This window comes from Pleomorphochaeta naphthae, from assembly GCF_055396005.1.
On record NZ_AP042457.1, the window covers coordinates 1789545 to 1803136 of the forward strand.

Annotated in this window: 12 protein-coding genes; 6 read left to right on the plus strand and 6 right to left on the minus strand. The window is 30.2% G+C overall.

Features of this window, described 5'->3' with window-relative positions; translation table 11 throughout:
- Nucleotides 1-65 precede the first annotated feature (65 nt).
- Together ACZ5SO_RS08115 and ACZ5SO_RS08120 are read left to right on the plus strand one after the other, a co-directional pair.
- Complete coding sequence (locus tag ACZ5SO_RS08115) at nucleotides 66-1415, plus strand: uracil-xanthine permease family protein (RefSeq protein ID WP_464623946.1); 1350 nt, start codon at nucleotides 66-68, stop codon at nucleotides 1413-1415.
- Nucleotides 1416-1691: 276 nt separating this feature from the next.
- Nucleotides 1692-2105, plus strand: a complete 414-nt coding sequence (locus tag ACZ5SO_RS08120; protein ID WP_464623947.1) for a GFA family protein — start codon at nucleotides 1692-1694, stop codon at nucleotides 2103-2105.
- 22 nt (nucleotides 2106-2127) lie between these two features.
- Here the strand turns inward: ACZ5SO_RS08120 and ACZ5SO_RS08125 are convergent, their stop codons facing one another.
- The gene (locus ACZ5SO_RS08125; protein WP_464623948.1) at nucleotides 2128-3255 is read right to left on the minus strand and encodes an AraC family transcriptional regulator; all 1128 of its coding nucleotides are present in this window, start codon (nucleotides 3253-3255) and stop codon (nucleotides 2128-2130) included.
- Between the two features lie 171 nt (nucleotides 3256-3426).
- On the opposite strand from ACZ5SO_RS08125, the gene ACZ5SO_RS08130 reads away from it, so the two are divergent.
- A complete protein-coding gene (locus ACZ5SO_RS08130) occupies nucleotides 3427-4431 on the plus strand; it encodes an aldo/keto reductase (RefSeq protein WP_464623949.1) in 1005 nt (334 codons plus the stop codon).
- Between the two features lie 21 nt (nucleotides 4432-4452).
- On the plus strand, nucleotides 4453-5517 hold the full coding sequence (locus ACZ5SO_RS08135; RefSeq protein ID WP_464623950.1) for a zinc-dependent alcohol dehydrogenase family protein: 1065 nt from the start codon (nucleotides 4453-4455) through the stop codon (nucleotides 5515-5517).
- A gap of 209 nt (nucleotides 5518-5726) precedes the next feature.
- On the opposite strand, the gene ACZ5SO_RS08140 is transcribed toward ACZ5SO_RS08135, so the two are convergent.
- Nucleotides 5727-6947 carry a hypothetical protein gene (locus ACZ5SO_RS08140; protein ID WP_464623951.1) on the minus strand — a complete coding sequence of 407 codons (1221 nt, stop codon included), beginning with the start codon at nucleotides 6945-6947 and terminating at the stop codon, nucleotides 5727-5729.
- Nucleotides 6948-7286: 339 nt separating this feature from the next.
- On the opposite strand from ACZ5SO_RS08140, the gene ACZ5SO_RS08145 reads away from it, so the two are divergent.
- Both ACZ5SO_RS08145 and ACZ5SO_RS08150 read left to right on the plus strand, forming a co-directional pair.
- Nucleotides 7287-7592, plus strand: a complete 306-nt coding sequence (locus ACZ5SO_RS08145) for a transposase (RefSeq protein ID WP_464623952.1) — start codon at nucleotides 7287-7289, stop codon at nucleotides 7590-7592.
- A gap of 53 nt (nucleotides 7593-7645) precedes the next feature.
- Nucleotides 7646-8521: an IS3 family transposase gene (locus ACZ5SO_RS08150; protein WP_464627833.1), complete on the plus strand. Its 876-nt coding sequence runs from the start codon at nucleotides 7646-7648 to the stop codon at nucleotides 8519-8521.
- Between the two features lie 437 nt (nucleotides 8522-8958).
- On the opposite strand, the gene ACZ5SO_RS08155 is transcribed toward ACZ5SO_RS08150, so the two are convergent.
- The 4 genes from ACZ5SO_RS08155 to ACZ5SO_RS08170 are packed head-to-tail and all read right to left on the minus strand — an operon-like array spanning nucleotide 8959 to nucleotide 13428.
- Nucleotides 8959-9888, minus strand: coding sequence for a DUF5692 family protein (locus ACZ5SO_RS08155; RefSeq protein ID WP_464623953.1), 930 nt, complete (start codon nucleotides 9886-9888; stop codon nucleotides 8959-8961).
- A gap of 33 nt (nucleotides 9889-9921) precedes the next feature.
- Nucleotides 9922-11088, minus strand: a complete 1167-nt coding sequence (locus ACZ5SO_RS08160) for a flavin reductase family protein (RefSeq protein WP_464623954.1) — start codon at nucleotides 11086-11088, stop codon at nucleotides 9922-9924.
- Nucleotides 11088-12623 carry a phytoene desaturase family protein gene (locus tag ACZ5SO_RS08165; RefSeq protein ID WP_464623955.1) on the minus strand — a complete coding sequence of 512 codons (1536 nt, stop codon included), beginning with the start codon at nucleotides 12621-12623 and terminating at the stop codon, nucleotides 11088-11090. The genes ACZ5SO_RS08160 and ACZ5SO_RS08165 overlap by 1 nt, the downstream gene beginning before the upstream one ends.
- A gap of 25 nt (nucleotides 12624-12648) precedes the next feature.
- Nucleotides 12649-13428: a hypothetical protein gene (locus ACZ5SO_RS08170; protein ID WP_464623956.1), complete on the minus strand. Its 780-nt coding sequence runs from the start codon at nucleotides 13426-13428 to the stop codon at nucleotides 12649-12651.
- Between the last annotated feature and the right edge of the window lie 164 nt (nucleotides 13429-13592).

The window sequence follows — 13592 nt, forward strand, 5'->3', positions numbered from 1 at the left end:
AGAGGTTTCATATTATAATGCAACACATTGCAACAAAACAAACCTTATAATATTTTGGAGAATTTATGTTAAATTTAGAGAAAAGTTCCATTTTTGAACTTGATGGAATGCCTTCAATAGGAAAATCTATTCCTATGGCACTACAACACGTAGTTGCTATGATTGTCGGATGTGTAACCCCAGCTTTAATTATTTCGCAAGCTGTTTCTTCACCTGTTCCTAACTATGGAATTATCTTAGTTCAATCAGCACTCATAACTGCATCAATAGCCACTTTTATTCAACTTTTTCCAATTGGAAAATATTTTGGTTCAAAATTACCAGTTATAATGGGTGTTAGTTTCGCTTATCTTTCAAGTATGTTAGCAATTGCTGAAGGTTATGATTTAAGTGCTATTTTTGGTGCACAAATTGTCGGCGGATTAATAGCAGCATTAGTTGGAGTATTTGTTAGAAAAATTAGACGTTTTTTTCCTCCAATGATCACTGGTACTGTTGTCTTTACTATTGGCTTATCACTATATCCTACTGCAATTAATTATATGGCAGGTGGTGTTGGTAGTCCTGATTACGGAAGTTGGGAAAATTGGTCAATTGCAATATTAACACTTACTATAGTAACTGCTTTAAATCACTTTGGAAAAGGTTTAATAAAATTATCTTCAATCCTCATTGGTATATTAGTCGGTTATTTAGTTTCAATACCTTTTGGAATGATTGATTCAAATCCTGTGGCAACAGCAAAAGTTTTTCAATTACCTAAATTTATGCCATTTGGAATTTCTTTTGAATTATCAGCTTGTATAGCTTTAGGTATTCTTTTTACAATAAATGCTATTCAGGCAATTGGTGATTTTTCTGCAACAACAATTGGAGGTTTAGATAGAGAACCAACTAACTCTGAACTTCAGGGTGGTATTATAGGTTATGGTTTATCAAACGTTTTAGGAGCTTTCTTTGGTGGGCTTCCAACATCAACATATTCACAAAATGTTGGAATTGTAGCAAGCACAAAAGTCATTAATAGAATTACTTTAGGTCTTAGTGCTACTATTTTATTGATTGCAGGTTTAATTCCTAAATTTTCGGCGATTCTTACAACCATTCCTCAATGTGTTCTAGGTGGGGCAACAATTTCAGTATTTGCATCAATTGCAATGACAGGTATGAAACTAGTAACTAGTGAAAAAATGAATTATAGAAATTCTTCCATTGTTGGACTTTCTGCAGCCTTAGGTGTTGGTATCAGTCAAGCAAGTGGTGCTATTGCAAGCTTTCCAGCTTGGTTTATTATGATTTTTGGTAAATCTCCTGTTGTTTTAGCAACTCTCACTGCTATTATTTTAAACATCATTTTACCAACTGAAAAGGAAAGTGAAAAAAAAGAATTACAACAAATTGATAAAACTATTTAATTAGATATACATTAAAAAAAATAGCTATTGGAGTCCTTATAATATTTTATGATAATTTATAAATATTTATAAGGCCCAATGGCTAAACTAATCTCTATTAACTTTCTAAATAAAATCTATATCTTAAATGACTAAAAATTCTAACTTAACAAATAAATAATTAATCAGTTAGCCTGAAATATAACTAAATCCATATTAAATAAAAAGAGAATTACATTGATATACAATGACTGTGATGTTATATTATTCTATATATCTTATCAAAAGGAGATAATAATGAAACACACAGGCTCCTGTATTTGCAAATCTATAACATTTGAAATTGAGGGAGAATTTGAAAACTTCTTTCTTTGTCATTGTTCTAGATGCAGAAAAGACACAGGCTCAGCTCATGCATCTAATTTATTTTCATCTACTGCGAAAATTAAATGGATTACAGGGGGCAATCTAGTAAAAACTTATCGAGTTGAAGGAACTAATCATTCAAAAAGTTTTTGTCCAAATTGTGGATCTGCCCTTCCTACATTACAAATGGATGGAACTTTATTAGTAGTGCCTGCAGGCTCTTTAGATACAGATCCTCAAATTACACCTAAAGGACATATATTTATGGATAGTCGGGCATGTTGGGATAATGATTTAGAAAAAATTCCTAAATTCCCAGAGCTCCCTAATTTTGAAGATAAATAATCCTATTTTAAACACAACTAAATTATTTGTTTATCGAATTTAAGAATCTATACTTGTTCGGTGTAACTCCGTATTTTTTATTAAATGATGAGTGGAACCTTTGCAGTGAACCAAATCCACATTCACTAGAAATTTCTTTTACTTGAAGATTAGTTGTAATTAATAAGTCTCTAGCTTTTAATAATTTCTCTTCTACAATAAAAGAGTGAATGCTTGTGTTCAATACTTTTCTAAATTTTATTTCTAAGGTTCTTCTACTACAACCTAGTTGATTAACAATATCGTTTACATCAAAACTAGTGCCTATATAGTCCTTAATTAACAAGATAGCTTGAGATACAAAAACATCTTCCCCATAAAATAAAGTTGTTGATTCCCTCTCGATAACATCTATGGGAGGAATTCTGTAAACAACTTTCTTGTTTTTATCATTTATAATCAAATCTAATACCTTTGCTGCAGTATAACCTATATTTTCTAACTGTAATGCCATACTTGATATAGTTGGTTTTGCAAGCATACACATAAGCTCTTCATTATCTACCCCTAAAATAATAACCTCTGAAGGAACATTTATTGATAAATGTCTAAGGGCATTAGAAACTTTCATAGCAGATAAATCATTACAACAAAATAAACCAGTATTAACTGATAATGATTTTAGCCAAGATTTAAAATCAACATCATTATAGTTATAAATATCCTTCCACCAAGAAAGAGGTCTGCTAAAACAGTTTAATTTATCATAAGCAATATTTAGACTACTACAAAAACCCATCATTCTCTCTTTAGCCCAATTAGTATTCGATACCAAACACATAGCATATTGCTTAATTCCTAAATTAAAAAAATAATTACCACATCTCACCCCTGTATCCCAATCATCATTTCTAACAGTGGAAATTTTATCAGAAAAAAATGCACCTGCAATATCAACAACAGGGATATCTAATTTCTCATAAATTTCTTTTTCCTCAATAGTTTCAATCCTAGCTATTAAGGCATCTATCTCTTCTGTTTCTTCTTGAAAACAATAACCAGTTCCATTTATTTCCCAATCTATCTTATTTTTTGAATATTTCAATACCCCTTTAGCTACACTATTATCATAGTGGTCTTGAAACATTAACTTTAAACCAATTTTCTTCATACTTTATAATAACACTAATTGCGTAAAATGGTACTTAATTTTCGCTTTTTGAGCATTGTTAAAACATTTATTCATAATAAAATAAAAATATAACTTAAACAAATTTAGAGAAAGTTATAAAAAGCTAGATTTTATACTGGTATTTTACACCAGTTTTTATGAGGAAATTTTATGAAAATACCTTATTTTACAACAATTAATAACAACAAGATTCCAACTATCGGGTTTGGTACTTTTGGCTCTGATCATGTATCTAATAAAGAAATGATGGAAAGTGTAAGACTCGCTATAAAAGCAGGATACAGACACATAGATTGTGCAAGTATTTATGGGAATGAAAAAGAGATTGGTATAGTTTTAAGAGAAGCCATGGATGGGAAAATTACTGGAGAGAAAATACCAAGAGAAGAGTTTTGGATTACTTCAAAATTATGGAATGATAAACATAATAAAGAAGATATTAGACCATCTTTTTTAAAAAGCTTAAGTGATTTAGGTCTAGATTATTTAGATCTTTATCTTGTTCATTGGCCTTTTCCTAATTACCATCCACCAGGATGTGATGTTAACTCAAGAAGCCCTGATGCTAAACCATATATTCATGAAGATTTTATGGTTTTATGGAGAGAATTTGAAAAATTAATGAAAGATGGCCTTGTTAAAGAAATTGGAGTAAGTAATGTTACAATTCCAAAGTTAAATAAAATTTTGCCTGATTGTAATATTAAGCCAAGTATCATTGAAATGGAAATGCATCCTCATTTCCAACAAAAAGAACTTAGAGAGTATGCCATGAAAAATAAGATGACGATTATTGGTTTTTCTCCTCTTGGTTCTCCTAATAGACCTGAGAGAGATAAAACAAGTGAGGATACTGTTGATTTAGAGGATCCTGTAATATTAGATATTGCAAAAGCTCACAAAACACATCCCGCATTAATTTGCTTAAAATGGGCTAATGCAAATAATGTAATTCCAATTCCCTTCTCTACTAAAGAAAGAAATATTATTACAAATTTAAAAAGCATATGTGAAGATCCACTGACTGAAGAAGAGCTAAATAAATTAAATAAAATAGATAAAAACTGTCGTCTAATAAAAGGTCATGTATTTTTATGGCAAGGTGCTAAAGATTGGCATGATTTATGGGATGAAAATGGAGTTATCGTAAGTTAAAACCATAGGAGGATAATAATTATGGAAAAGAAAACAATGTTAGGAGCAACATTACCAGGTAATAGTAGTGTTTCATTTGATAGATATGAAATACCCACACCAGGCTATGGTCAAGTATTACTTAGAATGAAATCTTCTACTATTTGTGGTAGTGATATTCGATGTATCTATAGAGAACATCTTGGTAAAGGCCCAGAAGGTTATCAGGGTGTAATCGCAGGTCATGAACCTTGTGGACAAATTATTGAAGAAGGTCCAGGTCTCAAAAGATTTAAAAAAGGTGATAGAGTAATTGTTTATCATATATCTGGCTGCGGGGTCTGCCATGAATGTAGACAAGGTTATATGATCAGTTGCACCTCTGATAAAAGAGCTGCCTATGGTTGGCAAAGAGATGGAGGTATGGCTGAATATTTACTTGCAGATGAGAAAGATTTAGTGGCACTACCTGATAGTCTCTCATATAGTGATGGAGCTCAAGTTGCTTGTGGCTTTGGTACTGTTTATGAGGGTATTGAAAAAGCTGGAGTATCTGGTAATGATGCTGTATTAGTAGTTGGACTTGGCCCTGTTGGTTTAGCATGTTTGATGCTATGCAAGGCGATGGGAGCTAACAAATTAATTGGAATTGAAACACAACCAGCTAGAATTGAGGTTGCAAAAAAACTTGGTTTAGTCGATGAAGCTTTCATTGCCGGTCCTGATAATGTTAAACAAGTTAAAGAAGTAACTGGTGGTCATGGGGTTGAGAGAGCATTTGATTGTTCTGCAAGTGATGCTGGAAGAGCAACAGCTATTAGAGCTACTAGAAAATGGGGAAAGATTGTAATGATTGGTGAAGGTGGTACAGTTCAGTTCAATCCAAGCGAAGATATGCTTCATGATCAAAAAACTCTAATTGGCTCTTGGGTTACAAGCATATGGAAAATGGAAGACTTAGTAGAAAAAATCGTAAGGTGGGGTATTCATCCTGAAGATTTAATTACTCATCGCTTCCCACTTGAAAAAGCCGATGAAGCTTATGCTCTTATGGCAAGCGGAGCTTGTGGTAAAGTAGCAGTTTGCCAAGATGAAGAGTTAAAATAATAATAGAATAATTTCCTTAAAAATATGTACCACGTTGTTGAAAGCATCCTTTGCAACAATGTGGTATCAATATTTAAATAAATAAAATTAATTTTAATCTTTATCCTAATTAACAAATATATTAAGAACCAATTTCAATGCAATATATTGCTAGATATAGAAGATATTACCATGTAGTTTTATAGTTTAAAACTATATATAATCCGAAATTAATTTTGAACAAGCTCCCAGTGATTATCTACTATTTCATAAGTTGCCATTATATGACCATTTATTTTCACATAATAATTTGAACCTGTTTTGACAACTATGCCCTTATAACTTTTTACGAAGTCTGGCGAAGTAATAGTAATGTCTTTAGATGTATAATCATTAACAAGATCCGTTCTATTATCATAATAACCATTTAGAAAAATAGTTTTCCCATCATATGTAAATTCTAAATCAAAGTGATAACGACTATAAATGTTAGAATACCCTTCATAATAATAAGTACGGAACTCAGTTGATGTCTCCCATTTAACGGCACCATCTTGATACTTAGAAAAGTTATTAAATAACCAGTATGCTATATTTCTTTCAGCTTCCGAGTTTACAACCGATGTACTCCCCGTTGAATTCCAATTTTTATAATAATCATCTACAACTACACTATAATTATGACTATCTATATCAAATAATGAGATAGTACCATCAGGATCAATATTAATATTAATAGAAAGATCAATATCATCAAGATTTAATTGCTCAATTTTAGCTGTTAAATTTAATTTATAAGAATTATCCTCTAATACTTCTGTAATTCCATTAAACGTATAAATTCTATCATCGCTTTTTACTATTAAATCAACATTATCAAATTCATCTAAATATGCATGATTATTATTATATGTATTATAATTTTTCATCAACAAAGTAAAAGCTTTTAGTAAATTTTCTATATAATCTTCATGAAAAATATAAGGTTCATCTGGATTATTATTATCAGAATTAAAATCTAAACTTAAAATACTATCTGAAAAATCTACACCATTAATCTTAAAGGAAAGATTATCAAATGTTTGCACTAAAATAATAGTAAAGGTTTCATCAGAAATCGATGTAGTCACAATTAAATCTAAATCATAATTATCAGAATCTTCAACTTCAATTTGACCATTAAAAATATATGTTACTCCATTGTGTAAAATAGAAACATTTTCAAAGGAAATAGTAGTTAATTCTTCTGTTTCATCATCATAAGTATATTCAATGCCTAAAGTTATTTCTTCACTATCTAACTTTAACATCAATGAGTTATACGCTGTAATAAGTTTATCATTATCAAAATTAGAAGATCCATTAGATATTAATCCATCACAAGATGAAAACAATATAATAATCAATAACACTATTAACAATTTAAATATTCGAACACTCTTATTTATCATAACTATCCTTTAAAGAAAAATGCGGTAATAACTCTTCACTACTTTTATTAAGTAAATCAAGAAGCATCCATTACATTTTATTTATTAGGAAATCAATAGATAATATGTTTCGGTAAATAGTGGTTATTTTCTTATTTTTTGTGTAATTATACGCATATATTCCATTATAATTTGTTAAAAGTCAAACAAAAAATTATAAATTCAACTTAAAAATATTTGAGAAATGCAAATATTTATTTTTTTAATACTAACCTATATACTGAGACGAGTTACTAGACAACAGAAAAATAATTTCACGAATCCTTGTTAGTTTATTCCCAAAGGAATAATATATTAATTATGGGTAGAAAAAGAAGGACAATTAGCAAAGACACAAAATTAAAGGTTGCATTAGAAGCAATACAAGAGGAAGCTACAGTACAAGAAATTGCAGCAAAATATCAAGTTACACCAAGTATGGTTTCATTGTGGAAAAAAAGTTTATTACGGCATGATTTATCTCCTTTTGAAGAATCAAAGAAAAATACAAAAACTGAAAAAGAATTAGAAGAAGCAAAAGATAAAATAGAGTTCATTACCAAAGCTTATGGTAAATCTCAGCTTGAATTAGAGCTTTTAAAAAAAAAGATGAATTTATTGGATTAGATCTTTGCGAACTTATTACTCCAGGTCTTAAATATTTTTCATTTGGACATACTATTGAATGTTCAATAAGTAAGCAATGTAATATATTAGATATAAGTAGAAGTCATTATTATGATTGGTTAAATCATCATATAGAAAGAGAAATAAAATATAGAGAAGAGAGAAAAATTGATTATGAAAGAGCAATGATTATACTTAAAGCTTGGTCCCCAGTTCCATTTTTAGGATATAGAAAAATATCTGTTATATTAATAAAAAAAGGATATAAGTGGGCAACAGAGAGCATTGTAAGGCGTTTAATGAAGGAATTAGGGATATATAGTGCTATAGCAGTAAAGAATACTTCTAGAGCTAAAAAAGGTAAAAATCATAAGAAATACCCTTATCTGTTGAGAAACATGGTTATCCAATATGTAAATCAAGTATGGGCTACAGATATTACTTATATAGCATTACCCCATGGATTTGTTTACCTTTGTGCAATAATAGATCTTTACAGTCGTAAAATACTTTCATGGAAATTAAGTAATACAATGGACGTATATTTTTGCATTGAATGTTTAGAAAAATCCATAGAAATTTATGGAGTACCATCAATTTTTAATAGTGACCAAGGTAGCCAATTTACCTCAAATGAATTCCTTGCAGTATTAAAAAGAGAACATATTAGAATTAGTATGGATTCTGTTGGTCAAGCAATGGATAATATATATATGGAGAGAACTTGGAGAACTCTAAAATATGAACATATTTTTCTTCATGATTACTCTACCATGAGTGAATTGGAAGAAGGATTGGATTGGTTTATTAATTATTTTAATATTACAAGGCCACACCAATCGTTGGGATATTATGCACCAAATGAAATTTATTACAATGCATTTACTGGTGCAGCGAAAAAAGAGGAAAAACTACTGAAATATTCGTGAAATATTTTAGAAAGTGTCTTGATTCGCATCTCACTATACTATAAAAAATAAATTATATCAATATATGCTAAAATACTTAAAATGATGATTATAATTCATAAAATTTAATATAAATTATAGCATTAATAATTAAACTAATATTAATTTTCAAGTTGTTTTCGATAATCAATATTAATTATTATTAAACTGTTAAAAGATAAAGATTTGTTAGTAAAATAAATATTTATATAGATATGTTATAAATTGTTTAATTACAATAAAAATAAATTTAAAACTTTGCATTAATACGACAAACACAAAAAATGTAGAATATAGATTAAATATCTAATCTAATAAATTATTTTGTATAAAATACCAAAAAACTCTTTCACATCAAATAAAAGACATGAAAGAGTTAAATAATTTTTAATTATTAATTTTATTAATTAATATTAGAATTAAACTGGCATAGCATCATTTGCAACTTCTCTATAACAGCTTAAATCTGTATAAAGTTCACTTGAGTATGGGTTTCTCTTAGTTTTTACAACTTTGTAAACCATGAATACAAATACAGCGACATTAGCAACTAATGAAAGTGTACTTGCTAACATCAAAGCAGTTGGATTTTGGCTTGCATGAACTGCAAAACGTGAATTATCAATAAAGGAGGGATAAGTCATAGCAAACATACACCAGAAAGCTAAAGTCTGAGCTCTATGTTGTAACCAAGCACCCTTTTTGAAGGTAAATGCTGCAAAAGTTGGAGCAACTAGTAAAGCAATACCACAATACCATGCATGATCCCCTAGACAGTTATAAGTATATGCAAAATTCCATAAATCATAAGCTATAATCCAGAACCAACACATATCTGGCCAAAGCATATCCTTGCTCTTTGAAGAACTAATTACAATTCCAGCCCATCCTGTTATTGTAATGATATTTAAAATACCAGCAATGCCGTTTAAATAATTCCAAGGACCACTTGTCATCATCATACCATCAAAAACTTGTGCAACTAAACCCATTCCACCGATTTCAAAATCTCTAATTACAGCTTCTAAAATATTAACAGCTAAAATTAAAGGAGGGAAGATTAAAACCCATTTCTTTTTAGTTGCTCCTTCAATATGGCGAATAAGAAAAAATCCAATACAACCAGCAAGCGAAGAGTATACTTTTGCAAAATGAAACCAATCATCAACACTAGTACCTTTTGTAGTTTTTGGACATACAAATATAGTCAACAATAATGGTAGGACAATTAAAAGAATAATTCCCCCAAGCTTCGTCCTTCGACATATTTCATTAAGTAATAATAAAACACCAAATACCAAAAATAACATCAACCAGTTTGATAAAGGTTGTGCTTCAAAAAATAACATATTATTTACCTTCTATTTTAATTTAAATTAACATTATAGATTAATGCTTACATCTGTAATTGGATAAGCTTTACAAGAGTGGATATAGCCAAATTTTTCATCAGCATATCTAAGTAGCATTCCTTTTGAAAGGAAGACTTTGCCACTTGTAAGTTGAATACGACAAAGGCTACACTCTCCACTTCTACAACATACATTCATTCGAACACCTGCTCTTTCTAAAGAAGTTAGAAGACTTTCACCACTTAAGCCTTTAATTTTTGTTTTTCCATCAATTGTAATTGTGAAAGTTTCCTTTCCACTAAGCTCACTTGGCCAACCTGGTTCATTTTGGATATCTTGACGACTACCAAACATCTCCCGTCTTATCATTGCTTTTCTAACACCCAAACTTAATAAAGCATTAACAACAAAGTCATTCATAATTTGTGGGCCACAAATATAGAAAGTACTACCTTTAATATCTTTTACTAAGTCTTTAATGCAGGCTTCATCTATAAAGCCTGTTTTACCTGAATAACCAGCTTCAGCTTCAGATAAAACTAAAGTGAAAGTAAAGTTTTCATATGTTTTTGCTAAAGATTCAAGTTCTTCTTTAAATAAAACAGATTCACTATTTCTACAACCATAGATTAGATGAACTTCTCTATCTAGACGGTTATCAAAAATTTCACGGCACATACTCATGAAAGGGGTAATACCACTTCCACCAGCAATCATTACACTTTTTTTGCTATGGAAAATTGGGTTAAAATGGAAAGCACCTGCTGGACCATTTGCACTAAATTCATCACCAACTTTAACATTGTCTAATAAAAAGTCTGAAACAAAACCGGATTTAGTTCTCGCAATAGTAATTTCATAATAAGCTCTTTGAAGAGGAGATGAAGAAATTGAATAAGGACGAGAAGTTCTAACTCCTTCAATTTCAGTAAATAAGTTTAAATATTGACCAGCTTCAAAAATTGGTAAAATACCCTCTTTAGGCGTTAGACGAATAGTTCTCGCGAGACTTCCGTGTTCAATTATTTTATTTACAACTAAATTAAGACTATTCTTATGGTATTTACCAACAGTAGATTCAACCTTTCCAATTTCTAGTTCATAATTAGTACCATTTTTTCTTTTATCATCTATTTCTTGTAATATTTCTTTTCCGTGAGGCATAGATGCTATAATCATATTCTTTAAATCAGCCATTATTTTGTCTCCCTATTTAGAATTCTATCTGCAACTTGTGCACCATACATGTAATTAGGGCCAAATCCACAAATATTGACCCATCCATTAGCAAATGTTAGATTTTCTACTTGGTCTTCTCTTGGAAAGAAGAATACAGATGATTTTAAATCTTGTTCAAAACCATAAATAGAACCTTCTGGATGATGAAGATAATGCATATATGTCAAAGGAGTTGCTACTTCAATTTCTTCTATATGACTGCGAAGACCTGGATACATTTTTTCAAGTCTATCAATAATAATATTTCCAGCTTCATATTTTGTTTTATGATATTCTTCAGGTGATAACTCCATCCAAGGTTTACCGAATTTTAAAGCACCAGCAGAAATAACACTTGTACCTTCAGGAGAAACTTTTGGATCGTCAACTGTATAACAAGTATTTATAATCGGATCAGTTTCAGGCATTAGTGTATAGGCCTTTTGGAAAACTTCATTACAATCTAAATTATCATAAGTTAAATTAAATGAATCAGTATATCCAATATCTTCTGGCTTACAATCAAGTCCCATATAGCAAACTAAAGCAGATATTCCAACAGTGTATGCTGATAAATATTTTCTAGCATCTTTTGGAACTTCCTCTTTTTTAATTAACTTAAAGTATGTATCAATTGGTGAAATACCTGAAATAATATCATCACAGGAGTATTCTTCACCATTTTCATCAATAACGCCACAAGCTTTATTGTTCTTGATAACAATTTCTTTAACACCACAATTATATTTTACAGTTCCCCCATTTTCGCGAATAGCATCTGCTAAAGCTTGGGAAATTACTTGAGATCCGCCTCTTACATAATAAGGATGATCATCAATGTAAATAGCTGTACATCTTGCAAGAATTGAGAAAGGAAATCTTTCTGGAGGCATTCCCATAAAACACCAATAAGCACTTAAGCACAATTGAAGTTCCTTGTCTTCAAAAAATTCGTCTAAAACTTCTTGTGTGCTACACATAGCATACTTTGCAAGTACAGGAAATTTCTTTGCAAAAACACTTTTTACAATAAATTTCTTTATTTCACTAGGTTCACTAGTAGATTTAGCTTGCATAGCCATAAATGCATTAGTTTGATTGTGAAAATCATAAACTGTTTGAAAATATCTTAGAATATTGTCTTTTTCTTTTGGGAATTGTTCGCAAAGAACTTTTTCAGCTTCTTTTCTATTTGCAGGAATAGATTGGTTTTTACCACTTGGAAGATTTACTTGATATAGAGATTTAATTGGAATCCATTCAATTTTATCTTCAATTCCATATTCTCTAAAAAGTTTTCTTAACTCTCCAGGTTTTTCACTAGTTCCCATACTTGATAATTGATGAAGAGCAACTTCAAATTCAAATCTACCTCTTCTAAAACTAGTTCCACATCCACCAGGGATATTATGTTTTTCAAGAACTAATACTTTTTTACCTTTAGTAGCTAACCTAACTGCTGAAGATAGCCCACCGTTACCGGCACCTATGATAATTGCATCATAATGATTCATTTATAATTCTCCTCTTATTTATTATTTACAAAACTAAAATTGGTACTGCCACTAGCAATACGTTTATAATCATTAAAGTGATTTGAATTGGAACTGTATGAACTTTTTCAACAAAATTTGTCATTTTATCACTTTCGAGTGCTTTAACAATTTTCTTTTTAAAAGAAATTTCTGTAACCCCTGCAGTTGTAAGACTATTCCCTCTTAAGATAAACCAAAGACCAGGATTTCCTGTAATTAAGGCACCAACAATTGGAGAAGCTAAAACTGCTAAATGGAGCTTTGCAATAGCTGGGGGAAAATCATAACTAACAAAGTCCCAGTTCCAAATAGTATAGGATATAATCCAACAGATAGTTCCAACTGATCCTTTGAACATTAAACTATAATAAATACCATTCCATGAAGATAAGTTTTCTTGAGTAAAGAAAGTAAATAAAGACAAAGTTAATACAAACCCTGTTATTGCATTGAAATAATGCTTCTTACTCAAGTCTGTAAGAGTTGCCTCAAGAATATTAATCATCCAAAGAACCAAAACGATTTTAACACATGTCGTTCCTGAAAATAGTCCAAATATTGTAACAACAACCAACAATCTCATACAGATCAGTGTTGATAGCTTTAATCTTTCAAAAAAAACCATTTCCATAAACATTAATAATAATACTGGGATTATTATATTAAGTGGGATGTTTGCCCATATTGGCTGAAACATCGTAAGAAGTGCTGTTGCTGTAAATAGCGTTAAGAAAAGCACTAATTTGATAAATGAGGGGATTTTAGCCCCTTGTTTGCTTGTCATAATAAAAACCTCTAAGTGCGAAAATAAAATAAGTAGAACCACGTTCTAGAATAAGGTTCTAGTCCATTATGTAGGCAGATTTTTCAAAAGTCAATAAAAATTTATTGATTTAAATAAAAAAAAGATAAAAAAATATCTAATTTCGAATGTTTAAATATATAGCT